27 protein-coding genes are annotated in these 26,582 nt (G+C 38.2%); 10 read left to right on the top strand and 17 right to left on the bottom strand.

Going from position 1 to position 26,582, the window contains the following annotated elements; all coding sequences use genetic code 11:
* Positions 1 to 33 precede the first annotated feature (33 nt).
* From ACOKFG_RS14530 to ACOKFG_RS14520, 3 genes are read right to left on the bottom strand one after another with little or no spacing between them, the layout of a single operon-like run.
* On the bottom strand, positions 34 to 2,751 hold the full coding sequence (locus ACOKFG_RS14530; protein ID WP_422861514.1) for a T9SS type B sorting domain-containing protein: 2,718 nt from the start codon (positions 2,749 to 2,751) through the stop codon (positions 34 to 36).
* Positions 2,752 to 2,779: 28 nt separating this feature from the next.
* Entirely contained in the window at positions 2,780 to 3,613 is an 834-nt protein-coding gene (locus ACOKFG_RS14525) for an ABC transporter permease (protein WP_298790839.1), read from the bottom strand.
* 3 nt (positions 3,614 to 3,616) lie between these two features.
* The gene (locus ACOKFG_RS14520) at positions 3,617 to 4,513 is read right to left on the bottom strand and encodes an ABC transporter ATP-binding protein (RefSeq protein WP_298790837.1); all 897 of its coding nucleotides are present in this window, start codon (positions 4,511 to 4,513) and stop codon (positions 3,617 to 3,619) included.
* A 74-nt stretch (positions 4,514 to 4,587) separates the two neighbouring features.
* Between ACOKFG_RS14520 and ACOKFG_RS14515 the strand changes: the two genes are divergently transcribed.
* Positions 4,588 to 5,664 (top strand): hypothetical protein, encoded by a 1,077-nt coding sequence (locus ACOKFG_RS14515; protein WP_298790835.1) that lies wholly within the window; start codon positions 4,588 to 4,590, stop codon positions 5,662 to 5,664.
* Here the strand turns inward: ACOKFG_RS14515 and ACOKFG_RS14510 are convergent.
* The 6 genes from ACOKFG_RS14510 to ACOKFG_RS14485 form a co-directional block, all read right to left on the bottom strand.
* The gene (locus ACOKFG_RS14510) at positions 5,661 to 6,719 is read right to left on the bottom strand and encodes a nucleoid-associated protein (RefSeq protein ID WP_298790833.1); all 1,059 of its coding nucleotides are present in this window, start codon (positions 6,717 to 6,719) and stop codon (positions 5,661 to 5,663) included. The two genes, ACOKFG_RS14515 and ACOKFG_RS14510, sit on opposite strands and share 4 nt — an antisense overlap.
* A 76-nt stretch (positions 6,720 to 6,795) precedes the next feature.
* Positions 6,796 to 7,290 carry an IS1096 element passenger TnpR family protein gene (locus ACOKFG_RS14505; RefSeq protein ID WP_298790830.1) on the bottom strand — a complete coding sequence of 165 codons (495 nt, stop codon included), beginning with the start codon at positions 7,288 to 7,290 and terminating at the stop codon, positions 6,796 to 6,798.
* Positions 7,291 to 7,335: 45 nt separating this feature from the next.
* A complete protein-coding gene (locus tag ACOKFG_RS14500) occupies positions 7,336 to 8,349 on the bottom strand; it encodes a COX15/CtaA family protein (protein WP_298790827.1) in 1,014 nt (337 codons plus the stop codon).
* Entirely contained in the window at positions 8,339 to 9,775 is a 1,437-nt protein-coding gene (locus tag ACOKFG_RS14495) for a CCA tRNA nucleotidyltransferase (protein WP_422861513.1), read from the bottom strand. The genes ACOKFG_RS14500 and ACOKFG_RS14495 overlap by 11 nt, the downstream gene beginning before the upstream one ends.
* A complete protein-coding gene (locus ACOKFG_RS14490) occupies positions 9,775 to 10,335 on the bottom strand; it encodes an L-threonylcarbamoyladenylate synthase (protein WP_422861512.1) in 561 nt (186 codons plus the stop codon). Before ACOKFG_RS14490 ends, ACOKFG_RS14495 begins: the two co-directional genes overlap by 1 nt.
* 4 nt (positions 10,336 to 10,339) lie before the next feature.
* Positions 10,340 to 11,155, bottom strand: coding sequence for a glycosyltransferase family A protein (locus tag ACOKFG_RS14485; RefSeq protein ID WP_422861511.1), 816 nt, complete (start codon positions 11,153 to 11,155; stop codon positions 10,340 to 10,342).
* Positions 11,156 to 11,220: 65 nt separating this feature from the next.
* Here ACOKFG_RS14485 and ACOKFG_RS14480 point away from each other — a divergent pair, with 65 nt between their 5' ends.
* Entirely contained in the window at positions 11,221 to 12,054 is an 834-nt protein-coding gene (locus ACOKFG_RS14480; RefSeq protein WP_298790818.1) for a glycosyltransferase family 2 protein, read from the top strand.
* On the opposite strand, the gene ACOKFG_RS14475 is transcribed toward ACOKFG_RS14480, so the two are convergent.
* Together ACOKFG_RS14475 and ACOKFG_RS14470 are read right to left on the bottom strand one after the other, a co-directional pair.
* Complete coding sequence (locus ACOKFG_RS14475) at positions 12,036 to 12,839, bottom strand: glycosyltransferase family 2 protein (RefSeq protein ID WP_298790816.1); 804 nt, start codon at positions 12,837 to 12,839, stop codon at positions 12,036 to 12,038. The two genes, ACOKFG_RS14480 and ACOKFG_RS14475, sit on opposite strands and share 19 nt — an antisense overlap.
* A 253-nt stretch (positions 12,840 to 13,092) precedes the next feature.
* Complete coding sequence (locus ACOKFG_RS14470) at positions 13,093 to 13,908, bottom strand: 2,3,4,5-tetrahydropyridine-2,6-dicarboxylate N-succinyltransferase (RefSeq protein ID WP_299174434.1); 816 nt, start codon at positions 13,906 to 13,908, stop codon at positions 13,093 to 13,095.
* Positions 13,909 to 14,007: 99 nt separating this feature from the next.
* Here ACOKFG_RS14470 and ruvX point away from each other — a divergent pair, with 99 nt between their 5' ends.
* Genes ruvX through ACOKFG_RS14455 form a run of 3 tightly spaced genes read left to right on the top strand, consistent with a single transcriptional unit; the run spans position 14,008 to position 15,502 of the window.
* Positions 14,008 to 14,418 carry a Holliday junction resolvase RuvX gene (gene ruvX, locus ACOKFG_RS14465; RefSeq protein WP_299486008.1) on the top strand — a complete coding sequence of 137 codons (411 nt, stop codon included), beginning with the start codon at positions 14,008 to 14,010 and terminating at the stop codon, positions 14,416 to 14,418.
* Positions 14,419 to 14,421: 3 nt separating this feature from the next.
* Positions 14,422 to 15,012, top strand: coding sequence for a peptide deformylase (def, locus tag ACOKFG_RS14460; RefSeq protein WP_422861510.1), 591 nt, complete (start codon positions 14,422 to 14,424; stop codon positions 15,010 to 15,012).
* Between the two features lie 52 nt (positions 15,013 to 15,064).
* Complete coding sequence (locus tag ACOKFG_RS14455) at positions 15,065 to 15,502, top strand: DUF5606 domain-containing protein (RefSeq protein ID WP_422861508.1); 438 nt, start codon at positions 15,065 to 15,067, stop codon at positions 15,500 to 15,502.
* A 5-nt stretch (positions 15,503 to 15,507) separates the two neighbouring features.
* On the opposite strand, the gene ACOKFG_RS14450 is transcribed toward ACOKFG_RS14455, so the two are convergent.
* Both ACOKFG_RS14450 and ACOKFG_RS14445 read right to left on the bottom strand, forming a co-directional pair.
* Positions 15,508 to 17,088, bottom strand: coding sequence for a family 20 glycosylhydrolase (locus tag ACOKFG_RS14450; protein ID WP_422861507.1), 1,581 nt, complete (start codon positions 17,086 to 17,088; stop codon positions 15,508 to 15,510).
* A 13-nt stretch (positions 17,089 to 17,101) separates the two neighbouring features.
* Positions 17,102 to 17,743, bottom strand: a complete 642-nt coding sequence (locus tag ACOKFG_RS14445; protein ID WP_422861506.1) for a GDSL-type esterase/lipase family protein — start codon at positions 17,741 to 17,743, stop codon at positions 17,102 to 17,104.
* 99 nt (positions 17,744 to 17,842) lie between these two features.
* On the opposite strand from ACOKFG_RS14445, the gene mazG reads away from it, so the two are divergent.
* Entirely contained in the window at positions 17,843 to 18,616 is a 774-nt protein-coding gene (gene mazG, locus ACOKFG_RS14440; protein WP_422861505.1) for a nucleoside triphosphate pyrophosphohydrolase, read from the top strand.
* A 269-nt stretch (positions 18,617 to 18,885) separates the two neighbouring features.
* Here mazG and ACOKFG_RS14435 read toward each other — a convergent pair whose 3' ends face one another.
* Both ACOKFG_RS14435 and ACOKFG_RS14430 read right to left on the bottom strand, forming a co-directional pair.
* On the bottom strand, positions 18,886 to 19,626 hold the full coding sequence (locus ACOKFG_RS14435; RefSeq protein WP_422861504.1) for a methyltransferase family protein: 741 nt from the start codon (positions 19,624 to 19,626) through the stop codon (positions 18,886 to 18,888).
* Positions 19,627 to 19,726: 100 nt separating this feature from the next.
* Positions 19,727 to 20,596 carry a helix-turn-helix domain-containing protein gene (locus ACOKFG_RS14430; RefSeq protein WP_422861503.1) on the bottom strand — a complete coding sequence of 290 codons (870 nt, stop codon included), beginning with the start codon at positions 20,594 to 20,596 and terminating at the stop codon, positions 19,727 to 19,729.
* Between the two features lie 323 nt (positions 20,597 to 20,919).
* On the opposite strand from ACOKFG_RS14430, the gene ACOKFG_RS14425 reads away from it, so the two are divergent.
* Genes ACOKFG_RS14425 through ACOKFG_RS14410 form a run of 4 tightly spaced genes read left to right on the top strand, consistent with a single transcriptional unit; the run spans position 20,920 to position 24,770 of the window.
* The gene (locus tag ACOKFG_RS14425; protein ID WP_422861502.1) at positions 20,920 to 22,311 is read left to right on the top strand and encodes an MATE family efflux transporter; all 1,392 of its coding nucleotides are present in this window, start codon (positions 20,920 to 20,922) and stop codon (positions 22,309 to 22,311) included.
* Between the two features lie 7 nt (positions 22,312 to 22,318).
* The gene (locus tag ACOKFG_RS14420) at positions 22,319 to 22,546 is read left to right on the top strand and encodes a hypothetical protein (RefSeq protein ID WP_298790787.1); all 228 of its coding nucleotides are present in this window, start codon (positions 22,319 to 22,321) and stop codon (positions 22,544 to 22,546) included.
* Positions 22,546 to 23,115 carry a phosphatase PAP2 family protein gene (locus ACOKFG_RS14415; protein WP_422861501.1) on the top strand — a complete coding sequence of 190 codons (570 nt, stop codon included), beginning with the start codon at positions 22,546 to 22,548 and terminating at the stop codon, positions 23,113 to 23,115. The genes ACOKFG_RS14420 and ACOKFG_RS14415 overlap by 1 nt, the downstream gene beginning before the upstream one ends.
* Positions 23,112 to 24,770: an ArnT family glycosyltransferase gene (locus tag ACOKFG_RS14410; RefSeq protein ID WP_422861500.1), complete on the top strand. Its 1,659-nt coding sequence runs from the start codon at positions 23,112 to 23,114 to the stop codon at positions 24,768 to 24,770. The genes ACOKFG_RS14415 and ACOKFG_RS14410 overlap by 4 nt, the downstream gene beginning before the upstream one ends.
* Here ACOKFG_RS14410 and ACOKFG_RS14405 read toward each other — a convergent pair.
* Positions 24,767 to 25,639 (bottom strand): lysylphosphatidylglycerol synthase transmembrane domain-containing protein, encoded by an 873-nt coding sequence (locus ACOKFG_RS14405; RefSeq protein ID WP_299485995.1) that lies wholly within the window; start codon positions 25,637 to 25,639, stop codon positions 24,767 to 24,769. The genes ACOKFG_RS14410 and ACOKFG_RS14405 overlap by 4 nt on opposite strands.
* A complete protein-coding gene (locus tag ACOKFG_RS14400; RefSeq protein WP_299485993.1) occupies positions 25,620 to 26,582 on the bottom strand; it encodes a glycosyltransferase family 2 protein in 963 nt (320 codons plus the stop codon). The genes ACOKFG_RS14405 and ACOKFG_RS14400 overlap by 20 nt, the downstream gene beginning before the upstream one ends.

The following is a 26,582-nucleotide window of genomic DNA, read 5'->3' as shown; positions in this document are numbered from 1 at the left end:
AAACATTTTAAGTTAATCAATTTTTTTATGGTATTATCGTTTTAAGGCAAAATGACCTTTAAAAATTCGTCCATCTTCCAAGGCTACCTTAAACCAATAATCGGCAGCGGGAAGGATACTATTGTTATATGTTCCATTCCATCCGCCGGTTCTAGGACTTATTTGTGCCATTAATCTTCCATATCTATTGTAAATGGAAATAATACTTTCTGGTTGAAATTGTGTATCGATACCAATAATTTGCCATGTATCGTTGACGTTGTCGCCATTAGGTGTGAAAAATTTGGGATAACCAATCACGGAAACAATTTCTTGTGACACTCCACAGCCATTTTTATCTCGAACAAAAACGGTAACAAAACCAGGGTCAACATTTTCAAATATTGGTGAATCTTGATAACTGAGCTCATCGTTTATGGCGTATTCGTAATTACCATCCCCAGAGACTAAAATCTCTAGTTTATTGTTGTCGGAAATGTCTTCAACCAAAACATCTTCTATCATGGCCCTGTTTGAAGGATTCACGATAAAACTAACCTCGTTCATACAATCAAAAGTACCTTCATTGGTCACATAGCGATATCCAGCTTCAAGAACATAATCACCAATTTCAGAAATTTCCGTGGTTTGCTGTGCGCTGACCTCTTGCCTACTACCACCATCGTTTTTATACCATCTATACACATCAAAACCCGCCGGTGCTTCCAAAAAAATAGAAGGTCCGTCTGTACACCATAGAACTTCTTCTTCAAAAGTGAACAAAGGTGTTGGATTGACAATAAGGTTTATGACATCAATATCCTCACAAACATTGGAATTTTCTATTCGTGCGTATATCGAGGTGGATTCAGTTCTATAATTTCCATTGATGGGCATTTGCTCCAATGAAGCATCTTCCAATGAGGTGTAAAGAACTACGTCATTGTTGGGGTACTCTTGATTTAATAATGCATCAAGGTCAAAAGTTCCATCCAATAACAAGTCCTCTGGGTCTTCATCACAGACGTAATAATTTCGCTCGTCGTTAGGGCTGAACACAACAGACCTTACTTGCAATTCCAAAGTAGATGAATCTTCACAACCATTGTCATCGACAATTTTATAATAGATGGTCTGATTAAACGGATTTGTATTGATAAAGCCTTTTGGGTTGCTAATCGGATTGTCAGTATTTAGATTGGCAGCTGTTTCGTAGAAAGAATAGGTATAGTCTTCTGAGGTTATTGCTTGTTCCAGATTGAATGGTGCTATGCCATCGGTTGAGTTGGTAGAAGAAGCGTCACATTGTATCAATACTTCCGGAGATGCTTGTGGTAGCGGGTTGACAGAGATAAAAGCCTCACCAATTATGGGACATTCCCCAGGGTCCGCTAGAATCACCTCTAGACTATACCGACCTGAATCGGCTACTCCCGCTGGGTCCACGGTAAGGGTATTGGTCGAATTGGCTATAGGGTTACCGTCTTTTTCCCAATTGTAAGTGGCATTTGGAATACTTTCAGCGGCAAGTGTGAATTGTTCCCCTTCACATATACTAAGTGACGAGCCACTAGACCCATCAGAATTTTGTATAATATCTACTCGGTCAAAAAAAGACTGGATAAAAGGAGGAAGGCCTTGAGTGGCATTTCTTCCGTTCAAAGAAACTGCATTGTGAATGTAATTGGCTGCTGCACCCAACTCATTCGGACTTTCTATGACTCCTAAAAAAGGAGTTCCCCTAAGATAATTTTCTGCTATAGTTCTGTAAATCTTCCCATTTTGTGCCATCTGAAGGGCTCCTCGGTATATTGATCGTCTGTCTATTTCAATTTCGGAAGCAGCTATATCCGCAGCCGTTAAATCGTATTGCACCAATGAAGATGAATGTCCTCCTTCTTGACCGGCGGGGGCGTTATTGGAGGTGTGCGCATATAAGAACCGCAAATTGGATGAAAATTCAATTCCATAGGCAAATTTGTTGGGAGCGGTTACCAAAATGCGTTCTTGATTGGACAACATACCAGTGTTGACATCAAAATCATATAAGTATAGACCAGAAGAGGAGTTGGCACTTGCCAAAGTACTCGCATCGGCAGAAAATTTAAGATATCCCCTTGGGTCCTGGACATTGAGGGTGTTAAATGTACTTGCCACTGAAGCTGTGTTTACTCCAGTTGCTGTTATTTCAAAAGCATAATAAGTGTCAAAACGGTCATCAGCATTATTTTCTTTTCCCAAGGCTACTACCCAAATGGATTTATCAAAGCAATCCTTTACCACAGCTGCTATTTTTTCCGAGCAATCTCGTAAGAGGTTGACATTCTTTTCAATAATGGCTCCATCACCATTATTCAAGGTGAGGTCTACGGTTGAATAATTCAACCCTCTGTCTGGGTCTCCCTCAAATGTCGAAGTATCAACTGTGAAAATGTAAAGAATGTCTGGATCGTTAGGTTTTTCTACTATTATGGCCGATTGCGTGCTAGATGGGTCCCCAAACAAACCACTACCATTTTGCATGATATTATGGTTCCTATCAAAAACACGAATTCCGTCTGTATATAGGATAAGATTACCAGCTGCATCGGAAATAGAAGCACAACCTTCAAAGGTGCTGATTCGTCCATTGTTCAGAGCTGTCACGGTACCATCGTTATTAAAACTGACACCGGCACCATTTCCAAAGTACCAATTAGCGGTCTGTCCTTGACCGAAAAGGGCATAGGAAGACAAGCAAAGAATTAATATGAAGCAATTTCTATATAGCATTCTGCGATTTACAGCACCTCACAAGATACTACAAATCGCGCTTTTTCAATAATGCATAGGATAAATAGACAAAAAGTGCCGTCCAGAAGAACACGATTAAAAACTCGTACCAGTATACATGGTAATCAAATTTCATGTTTTCCCCTATTTGCTCTCCAATATTTTGAACCGCAGAAAGTCTTGTGAAAGGTTCCTTTATTAAATTGGTCATGGACTGAAGGGGAAAGAAATCCTTAACCAACTTGGCATTGTCCCAGCTCATTATTTTCCAACCCAATAAACCAAAAATAAGTTGTTCCAAAACGGCCCATATAATAAGAAAGCCAAGAGCGAAAGCCGATCTTTTGACCAAAATTCCAAGAAAGAGACAAAAAGAAAAGAATCCAACCAATTTTATAAAAAAGGCCAACAAAAATTCCATATCGGAAAATATGATTGACAATTCATTATAGTCTGAATAGATTAACCCCAAAATCATGGACACCAAAAAAACGAACACGGTGGAAATCAACGCAAACGAGATGACGGTCAAAAATTTGGAAAGGATGAATTCCTTTTTGGAGAGCCCATCGATTAGGTTTTGTTTGATGGTTTTATTGCTGTATTCGTTGGCCATCATAGAAACGATTACAATGGCTAGAAAAAGCTTGAAAATCGCGGTCATAAAGGTGTTGAAGTGCCAGATATAAGGAAAATTAAAGATTCCTTGATCGGCGAGATGGAATTGTACCGGGCCAATATCAAACTTAATGGCAGCGACCAAAGCGATAGATGTCAACAAAATAAAATACGAGCTGATCAATATTTTACTTGCTCTGTTATTCCAAAGTTTTATAAATTCTATTTGTAGTAAGCGTACCATTTCTTAGTTGTTCTTGGTCAAGGTTAAAAATTGTTCTTCAAGACTTTCTTTGCGTTTTACAAGGTGTGACAGCACCATCCCCTTATCAAACAGCATTTTGTTTAACTCCTCCGCATTCATTTCCTCTTTCAAAAAGGCAGTCATAGTGCCATTCTCTTGAGTTATTTTTCCAAAACTTGCATTCTTCTCAAGAAGCTTGTGCAACTTTTCCATATCGGAAGTTCGCAACTCGAAAAAACCATGGCTTGACAACATTTCGTCCACAGGACCAGAGTATAGTTTTTCGCCTTTTCTAAGAATAACTACATGAGAGCAGACTTTTTCTACCTCGTCCAACAGGTGTGATGCAAGAAGAATAGTGGTACCGTGACCGGCAATTTTTTTGATGATTTGTCTAATCTGATGAATTCCTTGCGGGTCTAGACCATTGGTGGGTTCATCCAAAATCAAAATTTCAGGGTCATTGAGCAGTGCTGAAGCTATTGCCAAACGTTGTTTCATCCCCAAGGAATAGGTTCTGAATTTGCTGTTTCGCCTGTCCCATAAACCAACAAGTTCAAGTTTCTCTTCAATCTTTTCAGAAGGGACCTCCTTGATTTTACAGACCAGTTTCAAGTTTTGGATTGCGGTCATGTACGGATAAAAATTGGGCCTTTCAATAATGGCTCCAACCTTTTTTAGTGCATCGTGCGTGGTAGTGGTTCCATTGAACCAACTAAATTCTCCTGCGGTTCTGTTAACCACATTTAAGATAATGCCCAAAGTGGTGGATTTACCACTTCCATTGGGGCCTAAAATGCCATAGACATTTCCTTTTTCAATAGTGAAGGATAAATCCTTTACGGCGGTGAGATAACCAAACTTTTTTGTCAGATTGCTTACGGTCAGTATAGTTTCCAAGCTGGAATCGTTTTTTGATTTGTTTATAGTAACTTGACGAGGTATTCTAGAATTTGTTACAAAATAGGGAAAGAATGTCTGATGAAAAGTTGATGTCAAAGAAAAAACCGGCATATCCAGTCAATAAAAAATTGGATGGATATCTGGAGCGATACAATCGAAAAATTGAGATTCCTATTTTTTACGATGATTTGCTTCGTTTTGCGGGTTCTGTTGTCGTATATGATGCTGAAGGCGATGACACGCTTTGGGTTCGGGCTTACTATTCCGATTTTGATCGAGAGGAAATCGATTTGAGTTTAAAAAAAGTCTATTCCATTTTACATTCTGATGGGGGTAATCGCATTTTGGAATACTTGAACATTGATGCTGTTGATTATTGCACCTTTGGAAATTCCAAACCTTTCCGAATCAAGGTAAGGAACATTCTCAATGATAACTACACTTATTTCTATGTAAAAAAAGCGGATGCATCAAGGGTCTATGGGCTTGAATTGGAACATATGTTGTCACCATATAACCTTAACTTCTTGGTTTACGGAGATACGCTGATTGAGGAACATATTGCCGGAATTCCTGGAGATGTCTTTATTGAAGATATGCTGCCCAAATGCACGGAACCTGAAAAAGCGCAATTGGCCAAAGAGTTTGTAAAGTTCAATGAACGCTGCATGATTCGGTTACTGGGCGATATGCGTTCTTACAATTATGTGATTGTGCCCACACACGACTTTGACCATGTGGTTTATAAGATACGTGCAATAGACTTTGATCAACAATGTTTTGAAGGGAAACTCAAGGTTTATCGTCCTCAGTTCTTTAAAGAAAACTTTCAAATGGTTGAACTGGTTCGGGGAAAACTGCAAAAACACTCGGTTGACCAATACAAAATTGAAGAGCGTTCTATCGTAGCCAAACGGATTATGAGTTCCGGAGATCGGATTGAACGACTCTTGGATGCCTGTTTGGACGATGAGATTTCACTAGATGAAAATATTACCAAACTGAAGCTTGAGATTTATGACCTGACCAAGGATATGGATTTTAAAAAGAGTACCACCATGGGCGAAGTATTATCTCTGGCCCTTGATTTTGTAAAGCGCAATTACCAGGATGTAAGCATGAGGCAAATCTTGGATGGTAAATCCTAGCTTTTCTGCTCTTTGTTGAAATACACCAAATAATAATACATCTGGCGCTCTTCATCCCAGCCTTTTTCTACAAATTTTTGTGCGGATTCAGGATTTATAAAATCCATTTTAATCTGGATATTAGTATCCAAATTGATGACATTCTTTATTTTTTTTCTAGCATCTGATACGGCCTTGTTTGCAATATCGAAGTTGGAAACGTCTTCAATACTAAATTTTGGCCCTTTTTCAACCTTATAATGCTTAAACTCTGGTATAAGCTCTGGGTTTTCCATTACTTCATTTAAAAACGAAGTTTCCTCAAACGCATCATTTTTAGCGAAATGATTTACCGCACGGTTCATGAACAGCACCTCCTGTTGCTTGTCTTCCGCAGGTAAAACAACGTCTTTGGCAAAATTCTGACAGAACTTTAAATAATTTTTGGTGTAGAAATTCTCATCAGTCAATGGAGCAATCTCCAAAAAGTTCTCAAGCCAATATTTAGCATCGTATCGATTGCTATCAACGGAAAGTACCTTGTATCCCTCTTCTTTTTCCACATTGAAAACAATGCATCCTTTATCCAGTTTGTTGATGTTGATTCCCTGTTGAATTAAAATTTCAAGGTTTTGCCCTTGTTCTTCAAATTGAAGAAAATCATGTTTCAGTTCACTTTTGAAAATTCCAACCGCATCTGTTTTTTGATTGTCAATGACCATATCGGAAAAATGGACAATATAGACTTCACCGCTTTTAATATGAGGATGATTGGACTGCTCATAGAGTTTAGTGGTAATTTTCTTCGAAACATCATGGGCCTTAGAATTATCTGTAAATAATTCGGACACCGATGCAAAAATCTCATTGAACTCTAAATCCACTTCATGTGCAAACTTGAAATAGTTTTCTTCCTTCTCGCGAAATGGTTTAAAAAAATACTCCTTGAGCAACCCGGCCATCTCATCATTCAATGAAAAAGGTTCGGAGGATAGAAAAATGGGTTCGTTCTTGCTTTTGTTTCCCACACGATGAAGGGATACACTTTCGATTTGGGCAGAATATAGATTTAACATCTTTTGGTAAAGGGTTTATGAAATTTAGGTTGCAAAGTAAGGGTTAGGAAATGCTTTGGATTTTTCTTTGAGTTTTTTAGTTCCAATTTTCATCAAAATCCAAATCATCGTAACTATCCAGGGAATCACCAAAGTCCACTTCGGACTGGGATTCGAATTTTTTTTCTGGAGGAGAATCAGGAAGTTCACCAAAACTAAACAAAAGGTTAGGGTATGACCTTCCGTTTTCCTTTTCAACAATATCGGCCAGTTCCACAAAAAAGGTCCACATGCTTAAAAAGTCATATACATAAATCAATTTTGGAGTTTGCTCGGTCAGCACATCCTCCAAAGAGGTCTCGTTCATTAACCTAACATTCGACCCCGTATCGCTCATATCAAAAAGTGCAATTTCCTCATCCTGGGTCCATTCTTCATCACAGGTATAAAAAGAAGCCATTTCACTGCCACCAAATCCGAAAGCCTGGGTAATGGCATCGTGGAACTCTTCCAGGGTATTGGAAGCTTCTATTTCGATATCTCTAAAGATATCTTCCTCAGTATCAAGAATTATCCTGATTTTATAAATCATTCACTAAAAATTAAAGTGGAGGACAAAGTTAAGACAAATACTTTTTCATTTGGTGAATCTATGCAAGGTAAAAGTCATGGCGGCCAGTAAAAAAAATGCTAATACTTGATGGGCAACACCCAACCAAAGGGGAACGGCATAAATCAAGGTCAGTACACCTAACAAAAATTGCAGCCCTACCAGAATCAGCAATGATAGTATTCCCTTGCTTTGCAATGGAGTCAAGTTCATTTTTTTGGTACGATACCAAAGGAAAACGATTAGACCGACTACGATATAGGCCATATAACGGTGCACGAATTGCACTCCGCTTTTTCCCTCAAAAAAGTTTCTGATTACCGGCTGTTGTTCTATATAAACGGTTTGGTGTATCAATTTTCCTTCGCTCATCATCGGCCAGTGGTTATGAATGAATCCGGCATCTAGTCCAGCTACGAAGGCCCCCCAAATAATTTGAAGTACCAAAACTACCCATGTAACTCGGATCAAATTTCTGATTTTTACCTGAACTTCTTTTCTTGAGGGATACCTTAAATCGAGCGCTACCCACAAGCTGTAGGCAAAGGTTAGAAAAGCGGTAGTCAGATGTGCAGCTAACCTATAATGGGAAACATCTGGACGGTCAACAAGTCCACTTTTTACCATATACCAACCTAAAAACCCCTGAAATCCACCTAAAAAAAGTAATACAAGACATTTTTTTATCGTGGATTTGTCCAACTTTTTACGAACCAAAAAGAAAAGAAAGGGGATTATAAAAACAACGCCTATCAACCGCCCAATAACACGGTGTAACCATTCCCAAAAATAGATGCTTTTAAAATCCTCGATCGTGAAGTGGTAATTCAGTTTTTGATACTCAGGATATTGTTTGTAAAGCTCAAAAGCGTCTTCCCATTGCTGTTGATTCATTGGAGGCAATGTTCCGGTAATCAGTTTGTAATCAGAAATGGAAAGCCCTGAATGCGTCAATCTGGTGATTCCCCCAACCACAACCATAATGAAAATAAGAGCACATCCGGTCAATAGCCAATAGATGACATATTTGTTACTTTTCATCCGATATTTGATTTAGGTTCATTTCTTTACCTTTTTGAAGCATAAAATTATAAGCTGCTTCATATTCATTTGGGATTTCTCCTTCTAAAATAGCTTCCTTTATGGCATCTTTAATGATTCCGATTTCTTTGGAGGGTGTTAAATTGAAGGTTTTCATGATTTCCTCTCCCGATACCGGAGGTTGAAAATTACGCACCTGATCTTTTTCTTCAACTTCAATGATTTTTTGTCTAACAATCTTAAAGTTGTTCTTGTATTTCCGTTGCTTATTTGGATTTTTAGTAGTGATGTCGGCTTCACAAAGGGTCATCAAATCGTCCACATAATCACCGGCATCAAACACCAGTCGACGAACAGCTGAATCGGTAACAAATTCTTCAGACAGTACAATGGGTCTTGAACTCATCAGGACCATTTTTTGAACGAATTTCATTTTATCATTCAATGGCATTCGCAATCTCTTGAAGAGTTTGTAAACCATTTTAGCACCTACAAATTCGTGCGCATGGAATGTCCAGCCAAGTTTTTTATGAAAGCGTTTGGTAGGCGCCTTGCCAATATCGTGAAGCAAAGCGGCCCATCTTAACCAAAGATTATCGGTGTTTTCCGAAATATTATCAACTACCTCGAGGGTATGCCAAAAATTATCCTTGTGTCTTTGCCCTTCGATTTCCTCTATCCCTTGGAGTGCGGTAAGTTCGGGAAGAATTAAGGGCAACAAACCAGTTTGATGCATCAATTTGAGACCTACAGAAGGTTTCTCACTCATTAAAATTTTATGCAACTCATCTACAATTCGTTCTTTGGAAACAATTTTGATGCGTTCCTTGTTTTCTATTATTGCTTGATGAGAGTGTGGTTCTATTTCGAACTTCAATTGGGCAGCAAATCGAATGGCTCTCATCATTCGAAGTGGGTCATCTGAATAAGTCACATTCGGGTCCAACGGAGTGCGGATAGTTTTCAGAGCTAAATCCTTTCTTCCGCCGAAGGGGTCCAACAATTGTCCAAAGTTGGATGAATTCAAGGCCAAGGCCATGGCATTGATGGTAAAATCACGACGGTTTTGGTCGTCTTGCAAGGTTCCATCTTCAACAATGGGTTTTCTGCTGTTGCGCTGGTAGCTTTCTTTTCTGGCACCAACAAACTCCAATTCCAAATCTTCGTGTTTGATCATGGCTGTGCCAAAATTCTTAAAAACAGAAACTTGAGGGTTTCCCTTTAGTTTGGAAGCCACCTTTGTGGCCAGCTCAATTCCACTTCCAATGGCAACAACATCAATATCTTTTGGTGTGCTACGATTTAAGAAATAGTCTCGCACAAATCCACCTATCACATAGCAGTCCACACCCAGTTCATCTGCGGTTTCTCCTATAAGTTTGAATATGGGATGGTGTAGTACTTTTTTATGGAATTCTTCCCTCATTACTCCCGAATTACCTTCACTTGTCCATCATTTCCCAATTTTATTATGGATGATGGGGAAGGGTTTTTGTTCTCGTCGGGCAAATTTACCACATAGTCCACTCCTTTTAAAATTTCCGGAGCGATCTCTTTAAATTGTTTTGGTGTTGGCATTCCGGAAACATTCGCGGAGGTAGAAACAATGGGTTTTCCAAATTTGTTGATCAGGTATTGGCAAAATTTATCTGAAGCTACCCTAATGGCAAGGGTGTTATCTTCGGCAATGAGATTTTTGGCTATGCCTTTAGGTTGGTCAAAAACGATGGTAATTGGTTTTTCGGCCAAATCAATAAGATCGTATGCCACATCCGGAACCTCTTCTATATGACGTTCAAGCATGGCTTGGTGCGCCACCAAACAGATTAGCGCTTTACTATCCTCTCTATTTTTTAGTTGATAGACCTTTTTGACAGCTTCTGGATTGGTTGCATCACACCCTATTCCCCATACCGTATCCGTAGGGTATAGAATCAAATTGCCCTCTTGAAGTTCTTTTATGCACGTATTAATTTCTTGAGTCAACTTTCTAAACTTTTAGATTGAAATGATTGGCCAAAGCTAGCCATTGCGTCCGATTTTTGTCTTCAGAAATGTTGGTCTTTTTTAAAGAGACTTTTTGAGATCCCCATATCGGGATAGGTTCTTTACCGCTATTCTTGGCTTGGATTGACTGTGTTCCTTTTAAAAGAGCCATGGCTTTAAACCATAGATCATCAGCTTTTGGAGCTAAATCCATATATAACTTTTCATCAAAGACCTGGGAATCTAACGAATTGGCAGGATATAGCGTACCACCAGCTCCTATCGGTAGTAGTGCGTCAGCATTTTTACATGCTATTTTTCCAGATACCCAATCTTTGTAGGATAGCAAATCCCCAGCTTCGTTCCGGGTAATACATCTTGACTGGTTGGCAATAATTTTTTTTGGATTTTCTTGATGTACTTTATAGAGTTTTGACAACCAATTTTTTCGATACATCATATCGTCATCAAAAGTTACGATAGGGTCATTTGCAAAAACCTGTAGTGTTTCAACCAGTTTTCTATGCGAACTGTATGTCTCTGAATACTTTATGCTGAAAATTTCACCTTCGAGCAATGAAAGCTTCTTTGGGATTTTTTTCTCTAGGTCTTTATGAAGCCAAAGGATTATTTTTTTCGGGAGAACATCTTGATTTAGAATACTTTTAATGGTTAGATGGACTATGTTTAACCGAGATGGTATCGAAGCCACAGATGCGATAATCGGCAAACGCTCTTTTTTTTTGACCAATTTTTCTGTAGAGGTTGATGAAAGTATAATTTGTGTGTAAAGGGAGGTTGGTATTTCTTTTACTTTCATCGAATTGTTTTGAAACCTCAAAATTAAGCATATGAGATAATATTTTATATTCTATTTTTGCCAAGATGAAGTCAGCAGAAAAAGACGCTCCAAAAATATCGGTTATAGTAAGCACCTACAACTCGGAAGAATGGTTGAAAAAGGTACTATGGGGCTTTAATTGTCAGATTTTTAAGGACTTTGAGGTTGTTGTTGCAGATGATGGTTCTGGACCCAAAACTCGGGAACTATTGGAATCCATGTCGAAAGAAGTCTTTTACAAAATTGTGCATGTATGGCAGGAAGATGACGGTTTTCAAAAATCGAGAATCCTAAATAAAGCTGTAACGGCTTGTAGCGCAGATTATATTATAATGACCGACGGTGATTGTATCCCGCGAGAGGATTTTGTTGAAGTGCATTATATCAACAAAGAAGAAGGCTTTTTTATTTCTGGTGGATATTACATGCTCCCTATGAATATTTCAAAGCTGATTACACTTAAGGATATTGAGCTGCAAAATTGTTTTAAAATCCATTGGTTGAAGGAGCAAGGGGTACCCAAAACATTTAAGAACAACAAGCTTACAGCAAGCGGATTTATTTCCAAGATTTTGAATACATTCACCCCTACCAATGCCAGTTGGAACGGTCATAATTCATCCGGTTGGAAAAAGGATATCGTCAATGTGAATGGTTTTGACGAGCGTATGCAATATGGAGGACAAGATCGGGAATTGGGTGAACGATTGTTCAACTTTGGGATAAAATCAAAGCAATTGCGCTATAGTGCAGTTTGCGTGCATTTGGACCACAAAAGAGGTTACAAAACACCTGAGTCCATTGCAAAAAACCAATCAATTCGTAAGGAAACAAGAAATCAAAAATTGGTGTGGAGTCATTACGGCATTACCAAATAGTAGGTAAGCTCGTTTTTCTTTTCCAACCGCTTCAATTCACGATACCTTTCCAGCACACTTAAGGCATTCAAATAAGAGATGATAATACCTTTTTTTCCATCTAAAAAGCCCAGTCGAATGATGTAGTGATTGAAAAACTTCCAAAATGGCTTTATAATCATTAGGGCATAGTTGAACTGCTTTTCCTTGTAAAAAGACTCCTTGGCCTTTAATTGCCCGTACTTAAGCATTTTACCCTTATAATCCTCGTAGTTTTTGTAGCAATAATGCGTAAGTCTCTCATTTAAAATACAAGAAGAACCATCAACTTCCAAAGTTTCATGAACCAATTTTTTGTCCGTGAACTTTACCTTACTCTTTCTAAAAAGTCTGTGATTTTTATCGGTTTGCCATCCACTGAAATATAGTCGCTGGTTTTGAAACATGAAATTCCGATAGAACCAATACGCCTCGCAAGCATTGGGCTTATTGACAGTGTCAATAATTTCTTCCTCAAGCTTTTTACTTACAACTTCGTCAGCGTCAACAAATAAGGTCCAATCATTTGCTGACTGTCTCAATGCAAAGTTCTTTTGCGCCGTAAAGTTCTCAAAAGGGTTTTGTATTACGTTGACTTTTGGATGTTCCTTTAAATATTCAAAAGTTCCATCTGTGCTATACGAATCGACAACAAGAATTTCATCTGCAAATGAAATAGATTCGATACATTTTTCAATATAACCTATCTCATTGTAGGTGATGATCAACGCTGATATTTTTTGCTTTGGGGTGCTCAAAACAGCCATAATTATTGGTATAGGGTTTGGCGATTACAAAACTATAACAAAAAAACGGGGTAAAAATTGTCCGTGAGGTTATTTTCTTACAAAACAATTTAAAACAGAAATACCCTACTTTTCCATAAAATTTTAACAGTTTTTAATCAACCTACTTAATAGATAAGAAAGATGAAGATGGTTGCTTCCAATACTTAATAAATTCTATGAATTGCCGAAAACTGATATGATTTTGAGACAACCGGGCTCTTAGGATTAATATTTAAACCGCCACATCATGTTCACGAAGCGCATTGTTCAAAGAAGTCTTTTTGTCCGTACTTTCCTTTCTTTTTCCAATGATGAGCGCGCACGGTACTTGATATTCCCCGGCAGAGAATTTTTTGGTATAACTTCCAGGAATGACAACAGATCTAGCAGGTACCCTACCTTTAAGCTCGATAGGAGACTCTCCTGTAACATCAATAATTTTGGTTGATGCCGTAAGCACCACATTTGCCCCTAGTACCGCTTCTTTTTCAACTCTTACTCCCTCAACAACAATGCAACGCGACCCTATAAACGCATTATCTTCGATGATTACTGGTGCTGCCTGCAAGGGTTCTAAAACACCACCAATACCAACACCACCACTTAGATGCACATTTTTGCCAATCTGGGCACAGCTGCCCACGGTTGCCCAAGTATCTACCATTGTGCCTTCATCAACGTAGGCTCCAATATTCACATAACTGGGCATCAAAATAGTCCCGGGAGAGATATATGCACCATGTCTGGCGACAGCGTGTGGCACTACTCGAACACCTTTTTCTTTATATCCTCTTTTCAACGGAATCTTGTCATGATATTCAAAAATCCCCGCTTCCAGAACTTCCATTTTTTGAATAGGGAAATAGAGCACCACCGCCTTTTTGACCCATTCGTTGATTTGCCAACCATCTTCAGAAGGCTCAGCGCATCGCAATTCTCCAATATCAATAAGATTTATTACCTCCCTAATTGCATTTTGGGTTCCTTCTTCCTTCAACAATTCTCTGTTGTCCCAAGCTTTTTCAATAAGTGCTCTTAATGCTGTCATTCTATTAAAATTTTGGCAAAGATAGTCGGCAGATTATAATATTGCCCCTTATTTTAAAAGCATAACATTTTTAAGGTTATTTTTGCCAAAAATTTTGGATTGGCAAGAATTTTGGCATTGGATTATGGAAAAGTGAGGACTGGGATTGCGGTTACCGATGAACTTCAATTAATTGCCTCCGGTTTGACTACAGTTGAGACCAAAAACTTGATTTCCTTTCTGGTTGATTATCTGGACCAAGAACAGGTGGAAAAATTTGTTGTTGGACTTCCAAAGCAGATGGACAATTCACCTTCAGAATCAGAAGTATTGATTCAGCCTTTTTTGACAAAGCTCTCAGCCAAGTTTCCTGGAATTCCAATTGAAAGACAAGATGAGCGTTTTACGTCCAAAATGGCATTTCAATCCATGTTGGATAGTGGAATGAAAAAGAAAAAAAGACAGAATAAGGCATTGGTTGATGAAATTAGTGCCACTCTGATTTTACAGGCGCACCTAAATAGTATTTAACCTATGATTATACCCATTGTTGCATACGGAGACCCCGTTTTAAGGAAGGTAGCAAAAGATATTACTTCGGAGTACCCAAAACTGGAAGAGCTTATCTCCAATATGTGGGATACGATGTACAATGCCCATGGAGTTGGTTTGGCCGCACCCCAAATCGGTTTGGCCATTCGTTTGTTCTTGGTGGATACCTCACCTTTTGCCGATGATGAAGAGCTGACGGAGGAAGAACAAAATCAGCTTAAAGGATTTAAAAAGGTATTCATTAATGCCAAAATCGAGGAAGAAAACGGAAACGAATGGGATTTCAATGAAGGATGCTTAAGTATTCCTGATATCCGGGAAGATGTCAAACGAAAGCCTGAGGTCACCATAAACTATTTCGACGAAAACTTCAAAGAACACACAGAAACATTTGATGGTCTTTTGGCTCGTGTGATTCAGCACGAGTATGATCATATTCAAGGTGTGCTTTTCACGGATAAACTTTCTTCTTTAAAAAAGAGGCTTTTGAAAAGCAGGTTGGACAAGATTTCCAAAGGAAAAATCAATGTTGATTATAAAATGAGATTTCCCAATATCAAAAAAGCACGTTAAAAAAAATTGAGTTTCAATTAAAAGTATAATTTTGCCCGCATAAATTGTAAAAATGGCATTGGACAAGATATTATCAGTAGGTGGAAAACCTGGACTTTTCAAACTTTTGACACAGACAAGAGGTGGTTTTGTTGGAGAATCCTTGTTGGATGGGAAAAGGGTCACCGTCGGACTTCGTAATAATGTCAGTGTATTGTCCGAGATTGCCATTTATACGCTTGAGGAAGAAGTTCCGTTAAGGGAGGTATTCCAAAAAATCAAGGAAAAAGAAAGCGGAAAGAAAACTTCCGTAAGCCATAAAGCTGAAAAAATTCAGCTTGAAGAGTATTTCTTTGAAATTTTACCCAATTACGATGAGGACAGAGTCTATGCCAGTGATATCAAAAAGATTGTACAGTGGTACAATATCTTAGTTGAAAATAATCTTACTGACTTCTCAGCACCTGATTCGGAAGATGCTCAATCTTCCAAATCAGATGAAGAAGAGTAATTGTTCTACTCAACCCAATCTATTTGTTTAGAGGGATAATAATTGACCTTCATTCGATTTAAGAAAGGAACTTGTTTGGCCAACCTTTGCTTATAATCCTCCCAATTTCTGTTTTCCGGGTTGGACCAGCCCAATTCACTATAGCCGATAGCTCTTGGAAAGGCTAAATATTCCAATTCATCACTGTTTGAAATCGTTTCTGACCAAAGTGGGGCTTCTATACCTAAAATCTGATCTTTGGGCAATCCTTCTACATAATCCTCGGGACTCCAATTATAGCCCACATCCACCGGAATCATACCAGCCCATGTAAGCCCATATTCAGAAAGGGAATCATATTTCATGTCCAGATAGGCCTTTTTTGCTGGCGATATGATAATTTTGGAACCGCCCGAAGCTGCTTTCATGGCATTATGAGGCTCGTTCCAAAGCTGTACAATGGTAGATGGGTCAAGTTTGGCCTGTGCAATCTCGTTCCAACCGATTGCTTTTTTACCATGTTTCAATACAATTTTCTCCACTTTTTCAACAAAATAGAGATAATCACTTTTCTTGGTGACATGGCTCTCATCGCCACCAATGTGGATGTATGGAGCTGGAGTTAATTCAGCAAGTTCACCAATGACATCATCCAAAAATGCATATACCGTGTCTTTTCGTGCATGAAATGAACTGTAGCCTACTTTCATGTCGGTTCTTACTCGAGGTTTATCCGCTTTTCCTCCAGCATGTAAAAAAGGATAACTTAATGATGCTGCATTGGTATGTCCGGGCATATCAATCTCTGGGATAATGATCATGTGCCTGTCAGCGGCATACTGTACCAAACCCTTATAATCTTCTTGGGTGAAAAATCCACCTTCTCCGCCACCAACTTCACTTTGACCCCCTATTTCAGTTAGTTTGGGCCAGGACTTTATTTCCAATCGCCAACCTTGATCATCAGTAAGATGTAAATGAAGGGCATTGTATTTATAATAGGCGAGAAGATCTATAAACTTTTTTACTTCTTCTACGGTGAAAAAATGTCGTGCTACATCCAACATGGCACCACGGTATCCAAATTGGGGCCCATCAAATACTTTACCCGTGGGAATTAACCATAGCGGATGATTGGTCAAAGTATCATTGCTCTGTTCCGGAATAAGTTGTCTCAAAGTTTGAATTCCCCTAAAAGCACCAGCTGCTGTCTTCGCATTGAGGTAAATAGAGTCTTTTTTAATATAGAGTTGATAAGATTCTGGAGTTTTTAGATTGACACTATCGGATTGGTTGATGTAGATTACACGTTCGATATCCTTTTCTTCCGAAGTAGTGTTGACCGATAAATCGAACCCAAGCCTTGCGTTGACTTTTTCAGCTAGAAATTGGGCTGCCTTTTCAAATTTTGGATCGTCCAAAGAAGTAAATATCACGGTGTTTGAATCTAAAGCAAACGCACTATGCGTAGATACGGTTTTTACAGGCTTAGGAATCAAAGCAACTGCTGAAAGATCGGTTTTGGGAAAATTGATTTCCTTTTTCTTGGATTGACATGCAGTAAGTGAAATAACCACTGCTAAAATTAGGACAGCTCTTGATAACATTTCCGTTGGGTGTTTAGTTTATATAATCTTTTAGCACAGCGTACCAAAGGTCGTAGCCTTGGCGATTCATGTGCAATCCATCTTCAATAAAAAGATGGGTCTTTAATTTTCGTTTATTCAGCATGATCGACCAGACATCGGCATAGCGTACGTTTTTCATTTCTGCCGCCAATTTGCTCAGCTTCTTGTTCAGTCTTTTGTACTTTCTTTTCAGATGCCACCTTGAGATACTCGGTTTTGCCGAGATGAGAACAATTTCCATTTCTGGACTTCGAAGTTGTAGTTCTTCAACGATATCATGAATGGTACCTTCAATGGCTTTTGGTTTTCTTTTGCTACTGATATCGTTGTCACCTTCATAAATGAACACCTGTTTCGGGTTATAGTTCAAAATCAACTCATCCAGAAAACGCTCAAGATCCACCGACTGTGAACCACCGAACCCGGTATTCAGTATTTGTTTGTTAGGAAACCTTTCCTGAAGGTCTTCCCACATTCGTACACTTGAACTTCCTGTAAACACTATGGTGGGTTTTTCTGAATCCCAAGTGGTGTTCACCTTTTCCTGAATTTCTTTTACCTCGTCCTTAAAGGGTATTTCATTCTGAGCATTCAAGCTTATTGCAGTCAGAAGAAAAAGTAGTACGTATCGCATCTAGCTGTTGAAAAAATAGTTAATAGGGTTTTAAAAATAACACCAAAAACTATGATGACCTAAATTACGGTCTTTGTACTTTTAGATAAAATTTTTTAGATGAACGTAAGACAGGAGCAACTGAAAGCTTTTGATCGCCTGCTGAGCATCATGGATGAGCTTCGCGAAAAATGCCCTTGGGACAAAAAACAGACCATGGAATCACTCCGGCATTTGACCATTGAAGAAACCTACGAGTTGGGTGATGCTATTTTGGACAATGACCTCCAAGAGGTCAAAAAAGAGCTGGGAGATTTGTTGCTGCATATTGTGTTTTATGCCAAAATCGGTTCGGAAACAAATAGTTTTGATATTGCGGATGTGGCTAATGATATCTGCGAGAAATTAATCAATAGACATCCTCATATCTATGGTGATGTCAAAGTTGAAAACGAAGAACAGGTAAAGCAAAATTGGGAGAATATCAAACTCAAGGAAGGTAAAAAGAGCGTGCTTCAAGGTGTCCCTAACAGTCTTCCGGCCCTGGTTAAAGCCAATAGAGTACAAGAAAAAGTATCTGGAGTTGGTTTTGATTGGGAACAACCCGAACAGGTTTTTGAAAAGGTCAAAGAAGAACTTGCAGAGCTCCAGACCGAAATTGCGCTTGCGGATCATGATAAAATGGAATCTGAGTTCGGAGATGTTTTGTTCTCGATGGTCAATTATGCCCGTTTTTTAGATGTGAATCCGGAAAACGCACTCGAACGGACCAATAAAAAGTTCATTAAGCGATTTCAGTATCTCGAAGGAAAGGCAAAAGAAGCTGGAAAAACCTTAAAAGAAATGAGCCTAGCCGAAATGGATGTGTTTTGGGAAGAAGCAAAAACGCGATAGCGAAAAAAATCTAAATTTTAAGGTTTCACTTATCGATCTCGGCTATGGCAAGCAGGGCGGGTACGCCGTCTGCGATAGCAGCGGGCGAGTTGATGTGCTGGCATCGTTTCCGTCCGCGCTAGTAGCCAGAGCTTTTTATTTTGTTATTTTTCTTTTTTTTATCTAATGCCAAATCCAAAAGATATGGCGGACTTGGCAAACACACCCAAGCATTTAAATTTAACACTTTATGCCCTATTTGCTATAGGCATTGTTGGCAATAGTTTTAATCAATCAGTTTTTCTTTTTGAAAAAGGTATCATCATGGGTGTTTTCTTCATATAGGCTAAATATTTAGATTTAAAATTTGCCTTTAAATCTTTTTCTTCATATAAAGCTCCAATGAAGAAATACACAGTCAAAAGAACAGCGAATACTAAATGTGTTGCGGACATTACTGGTGTAAACCATAGTCCCATAATGCCACCTAAGTACAACGGATGCCTTGTATATTTATAAAACGAAACCACTTTAAATTCTAATTCAGTATATGGTTTATTTAATAGTTCTAAATAGGTTTGTCGGAGACCAAATAAATCAAAATGATTGATTAGAAAAGTACTTACAAACAAAATTACCCACCCCAAAAAAAATAAAACGTACATGGTATAAAATAGAATACTTCCTTCTTCAATTGTCCATATGTTACCACCAATTGGTTCCCAGTTCCATATGAGAACAAAGAGCAAAATACCTGCTTGTAGTACATAGGTACTTCTTTCTACGGGTCTTGGAAGAACTTTAGTAATCCAATTTTTAAATGATTTTCTAGCCATTACGCTATGCGGTACTGCAAAAAGTAATACCAGTGCAAGATTTTTTAAAAGCGCGTAATAAAATGGGACTTCAGGATTTCTGTCGATTGATATTTCCGGAATTAAATGACTTATCGATAAAATCCAAAATAATAGGGAAGCAAAACCAATACAATAACAGATAATTGAGTAGACGAACATGAATAGCTTTTTCATAATATTTAGTTGAATTAATAATGACTCAAAATTCAATTAAATAAGCGACTACAAATTTGCTGAGCTGTCCTAAAAATATTCTCTAAAGCTCAAAAGTAACCTATGAACTAGCATTTAGTTTCCTAAACTGATTTGGGGGCAACGTGTATTTTTCTTTAAAGGCTCGAATAAAATGAGATGTATTCTTGAAACCACTATCATAACAAATTTCATTGATGTTCAATTGGGTGTTAATGAGTAGCATTTTACTGTAGGTAAGTCTTCTATTAATGAGCCATTTTGATGGTGAGGTTTCAAAACACTTTTTGAAATCTCTCTTAAAACTTGAAAGACTTCGCCCCGATAGTTTTGCAAAAGCTTCGATTGGAAGATCATATTGAAAGTTAGCATTCATAATATTTTCAAGATTAGCCTTCTTTTGATTTGAAATCTCGAGCAATAAATTTTTAAATGCGCTATTGTTTTTATTAAGGGTAATATTGTAAATCAATTCTTTGAATTTTAGTTCCACAAGTTCAGCCGGAATAGCTTCATTCATTGTCAGATATTGTAAAATACTCTGTATTAAAATCTGGAACGAATTGTTGGTCTTAATTTTTAATATGCCATCTTCTGTAACTTCGTCTTGAGAAGCTCTTGATGTTAAATGATTTTGCAAAGTAAATTTTCTGATGAACTCATCATTCATAAAAAAGAGCATAACGCAATAGTCTTCTTCAAGATATTGCTTTGTAGTATACACCCCTTTTTTAACAAATAGTGTATCACCTGCAGTAAGGCCATAGGTTTGTTTAGGAGTTATCCAATCCTTACGACCGCTAATAACGTATGTGATTAAGTGAGATTTAGTCCATAGTTGAAACTTTTCAACATTTAATGGGCATTTATATTCCACCAAAAGAAAGTCATTTCCAATATGCTTATTGAATTTGGGATTCTTTTTGAAAAAATCATATACATCTATAGTCATAATCTTTCGAAAATATTCTAGTTCAATATATGTATATAAACTATTGAATTCAATATCATATTTTTTCTATTTCAATTATGTTTATAGCAGTGTTAGACTAAATTGAAATTATTGCCAACGGTTAAGATATCACTCGTTTTAATAGGCTATATCGGCCGATAAGTGAAGTTCGGGAATTTTAATGTAAGATTCAAGGGTGAATTGATGCAGATAGGTTGCGAGTTCAAGTTGAAAAATTTTCAATGTCGTTTTAAAAAAGAAGCCAAAAAACAATCCTGAAATCTATCCATTCCAGCTATCTTTACGCTTCGTAAATTTCAGCTTTGTTCAGCAGGTACACCAAAGAATTTTCATATAACCTAAGACTGGCTTATCCTGTGATTCTGGGTATGCTGGGGCATACGTTTGTTGCCTTTGCTGACAACATTATGGTCGGACAATTGGGTACGGCAGAACTTGCCGCTGTTTCTTTGGGAAACAGTTTTGTTTTTATCGCAATGTCTTTGGGTATTGGGTTTTCAACAGCAATAACGCCTTTGGTGGCTGAGGCTGATGGAGCAGGAAGCATTGCTAATGGTAAGAGTGCATTAAAGCATGGATTGGTGCTATGCACCATACTTGGGATTTCCCTCTTCGGAATCATTTTATTGTGCAAGCCCTTGATGTTTCATATGGAGCAGCCAATAGAGGTGGTGGAATTGGCTATTCCCTATCTAGATTTGGTAGCTTTCTCATTAGTGCCTCTTATTATCTTTCAAGCATTTAAACAGTTTTCGGAAGGGCTTTCGCAGACCAAATATCCCATGTATGCTACGGTGTTATCCAATATCCTGAATATTGTAATCAACTACCTATTGATTTTTGGTTCATTCGGATTTCCAAAATTGGGCATTGTTGGAGCTGCCATTGGAACCTTGGTTTCGAGGTTTGTGATGGTCGCTCATATCTGGTATTTATTAAAAGGAAAGGAAAAATTCCAACCCTACATTACCAAATTCAATTTCAGACTTATCGAGAAAAAGGTAATGCAGAAGATCATTAGTTTGGGTTTTCCATCTGCGCTTCAAATGTTCTTCGAAGTGGCCATCTTTACCGCTGCCATATGGTTGAGTGGAGTGCTCGGAAAAAATGCACAGGCTGCCAATCAGATAGCACTAAATCTTAGTAGTATGACCTTTATGGTAGGTATGGGATTGAGTGTTGCTGCAATGGTTAGGGTAGGGAATCAAAAAGGGTTACAGAATTTCAAAGATTTAAGAAGAATTGCAGAGTCCATCTTTTTTCTCACGCTATTGTTAGAAATAGTGTTTGCGGCTATCTTCCTTTTAGGACGTCATTGGCTACCCACTATATATTTGGATGTGGATGATATTGTGAACCAAATGGACAATACCGAAGTAATTATTATTGCGGCTAAATTGCTATTGGTGGCGGCCTTTTTTCAGATTTCAGATGGAATCCAGGTAGTGGTTTTAGGTGCTTTAAGAGGTCTCCAAGACGTAAAAATACCAACATTCATAACCTTTATTGCCTATTGGTTGATTGGTTTTCCGGTCAGTTACTATTTTGGGTTGTTCACCGATTTCAAGAGTACGGGTATATGGATGGGACTTCTATTGGGACTTACAGCATCAGCCGTAATGTTGTATATTCGATTTAATTATTTGACCAAGAAATTAATACAAAGCAAACAGGATTCCGAAGGAATCGAATAGATTAAAAATGGAATTACCGAAGTTTCTTTTAGGCGACAACACAGATCATCCAAGTTCAATATTCATTGTCCATACTGAATACCCTAGGTTCATCATCAACCTTGAAAATGATGAAGTAGAATGGTTGGAAGAATTTTCCAAAGAAGATGAAGCTGATTTGGCGGATGAAGCAGAAAACTTAATCGAAGCGGCAACGGCATTCTATGATAGGGAAGTTTCACGATACGATAGCTAATGCTTGAAGAACTATTACTTTGGGATAAAGAAGCCTTTTTATTTTTAAACGGGCTGGGTACAGAAACTTGGGATGGATTTTGGATGTTTATGACCAAAACCAGAAATTCAGCTCCATTGTACCTAGTACTTTTATACTTCTCCTATAAAAGTTTTGGAATGAAGGGAACCGCAGTTGTTTTGGTAAGCATCGCCTTATTGATTACCTGTACGGATCAACTATCCAATTTTTTTAAATACGGTTTAGGTAGGTTACGGCCATGCCATGACCCGGAAGTAAGCGGGATCATGCGTTTGGTCAAAAACTATTGTGGAGGACAATATGGTTATTTCTCCGCACATGCGGCCAATTCCTTCGCACCAGCTACTTTTTTTTCCATCTTATTTTACAAAAAAGTAAAATACATTGGAGATATACTCATTCTGTGGGCCTTTATTGTCGCGTATAGTAGAATATATATTGGTGTGCATTATCCCTTGGATGTAGTGACCGGAATTTTGTTTGGTGCTTTGTTCGGCTGGGTATTTGCCAAGTTGGCTATATTTGCATTCCAAAAATTGGGAGCATGATATCATCCGCCAGGTATTGGTTTTTACTTTCCCTTCTAGTTCTGGTGTATATAGCCGGAATGTTTGTTACACTTTTCGAGAATGATTCGGCCCAATTTGCTGTCATGGCCATGCGAATGGTCCAAGAGAACGACTTTTTTACCTTGATCAAAGGTACCGAGGAATATTTGGACAAGCCACATATGCACTATTGGCTAGCAGCACTTTCCTATAAAATTTTTGGCATTCATGATTGGGCATATCGAATCCCAGGGATTTTGGTTACCCTTTTGGGAGCATGGAGTTGTTTTGGGCTTGGAAAACTGCTTTATAATAACAACGTCGGCAAGTTGGCAGCCCTTGTTTTTATGACTGCCCAGACCATTGTTCTTAGTACTATTGACGTAAGAACAGATGCCGTTTTAACCGGATTCACCATATTTTCTATTTGGCAATTGGCCCTATATATTGAAAAAGCCAAACTAAAGAACATATTATGGGGCGCTTTTGGAGCAGGGCTGGCATTTTCAACCAAAGGGCAGATTGCGCTGGTTGTAATTGGTATTTCAATTTTATGTCATCTTGCATATACTAAAAAGTGGAAAACTGTTTTGAGTTGGAAGTTGATTTTGGCAATTCTGGTTTTCGGATTGACCATTGCCCCAATGCTATACGCCTATTATCTGCAATTTGACCTCCACCCCGAAAAAATTATAAGAGGAAGAGACAATAGGAGCGGAGTATTTTTCATTCTCTGGGAACAAAGTTTTGAACGAATGAGTGGCCAGGGAGTTGGGAAGAACAGTAGCGATTTCTTTTTCTTTTTTCATACCTTTTTATGGGTTTTTCTTCCATGGACCGTAATTGCCTTGCTGGCTTACTGGACGCAGGTCAAAACCTTTTGGAAAACAAAATTTGCATATAAACCCAAGTTGGAGTTTTTAACCGTGGGCTCAATTACGATCTTATTTTTCCTTATCAGTCTTGCCCAGTTTAAGCTTCCGCACTACATAAATATTCTTATCCCGCTATATTCAGTGCTAACGGCGGCTTACCTTATAAAAGTGTATGAAAAATCGAAAAAAAAGACCATAAAGGTACTTCTTGGAATACAGTATTTTATCCTGAGTCTGGTATTCATATTTACAATGCTATCGTGCTTTTATGTTTTTGATTTTAATGGGATCCAATATTACCTCATTTTACTTTTCTTGTTTGTTCTTATCGGTTATTTCTGCCTTAAACGTGAAGATTATTTTAAACGAACCATTACGTTATCTGCCTTTAGTTCAATACTATTGAACATCGTGTTGAACATACACTTTTATCCTTCGCTTTTGGCATATCAAGGTGGATCAACCATGGCTGAAAAAGTTCAAGAGCACAATGTTCCCGTAGATAATATTTACAAGATTTCTGAAAGGCATACATGGGCGCTTGATTTTTATAACCAGGACCCGGTCAATATCGTTTCGATTTCTGACTTGGAAAAAGTACCCAAAGCCTGGGTGTATGTTACCCCCGATGAGCTGCAAAAATTAAAGAATGCTGGCTACCATTGGCATGATGAAATAACGGTGGATCAGTTTCGAATCACAAGGTTGCAGTTGAAATTTCTAAACCCACTCACTCGCAGAGATAAACTCAACAAAATGCACTTGGTACATTTGGACTAATCCAAAGTTTCCAATTTTGGTTTTTTGAAGTGATAAAATATCCCGAAAAGGGAGATTAACGCGGTTATTGAGAAAAAGGTGAGACTGATTGCTACTGAAGTACTCTCAGTCAGACCTAGCCATTCAGCTCCATAGAGAAAGGTGATTTCACGACTTCCAAATCCACCAATAGTCAAAGGTATAACCGAAACAATCGATGAGATTAAAAAGGTAAACAAATATTCAACAGTCTGTAGTTCAATAGATAGTGACTTTAATATGCACAAAATGCAAACGAGTTGGGACAATTGAACAAACGCAGAGTACCCTAAAGATTTCCAATAAACCGGCAAAGCGTAAGGAAAAAATTGTTTGTTAAGCCCCAAAAATACGATTATGCTAAGTGGAATTCCGGTTGCAAAAATCCATCTGTGGGTGGCAAAAATGGGATAATCAAGCAACAGGGCTAAAACACAGATGTAAATAAAAATCAACAACATACCACTCAGCCGGTCCAGAAGCAAAACGGAAACAACTTTTTTGGTGCCTGACTTGTATTTTTTTTGAATTACATAACCTTTGTAAGCATCACCTCCAATTCCTCCAGGTAAAAAAAGGTTGTAGAACATACCTAGCAGGTACAATTTTAAGTTGCTTAGTTGGGTGATTCTGACCTCAATTTGATGAAAGTAAAGATTGAGTCGAAATGCGGCCAAAACTTTTGAAAGGACCACCAATAATATTCCAAGAATGAGATATAATGGATTGCTGTCCTTGAGTGTTTTGACAACATCCTCAAATTGAATTTTCGTAAAAATGAAGTAAATCAGCGCTACACTAACAACAATCTTGAGTGCTGTAATGAGTTTTTTACGCAGCTTTTCCGTCACCGATGGTTATTTTTTTGACACGATAAGGCCTTTTTTGTTGAGACTCATAGTAGGTTCGAATAAGCAGTTCCATCACAATTCCGATAGTGAACAACTGGATTCCTCCTAAAATGAACATCATACCAAAAATCAGTAGTGGTCGGGTACCAATATCTTCTCCAAAACCTAGCTTTACAATGAGCAGATAAATATTGATGAAGAAACCGAGTATGATCAAAAGCACTCCAAAAATTCCAAAAAGGTGAATTGGTCTTTGAAAATACTTACGAATAAAAAGCAAGAGCATCATATCGGCCACCACTTTAAAAACCCGTTCCAAACCATATTTGGAAACCCCTGCATGACGTGCATGGTGTTTTACTGGCACCTGTTTTATCTGTCCACCTTCCAAATAGGCCAGAAGCGTAATAAAACGGTGCATTTCGCCATAAAGATTTAATCCTTTGGCGATATCCTTTGTAAAAACTTTTAGGGCACAACCATTGTCTTTGATATCCAATTTGGTGACCCTGCGAACTAAGAAATTTGCAATTTTCGATGGTATTTTTTTGACCAAAGAATCTTTACGCTTTTGTCGAATTCCTGTAACTACATCATAGTCGTCGGTCACCGCATGTTGCAACATTTGAGGAATATCTGAAGGGTCGTTTTGCAAATCACCATCCATGGTGATAATGTATTCCCCTTCTGCATAGTCGATTCCAGCCGCCAAAGCCAAACTTTGACCGTAGTTCTTTTTAAGTTCTATCAAATGAACTTTGTGATCATCCATGTCCTTGACCACTGTTCTGGTCTTGTCCGTAGAAAAATCATCTACATAAATAATTTGATAGTCGTAACCCTTTAAATTCTCATGGATTTTTTCGGTCAACAAGACCACATTGTCCTCTTCGTTGTACAATGGAACCACAATGGATAGCAGGGAATCGGTGACAGTGCTCAT

It is taken from the genome of Flagellimonas rhodophyticola (assembly GCF_049332665.1).
GTDB lineage: Bacteria > Bacteroidota > Bacteroidia > Flavobacteriales > Flavobacteriaceae > Flagellimonas.
Note: the sequence above shows the minus strand (reverse complement) of the source record. Positions and strands in the feature narration are given on the sequence as shown.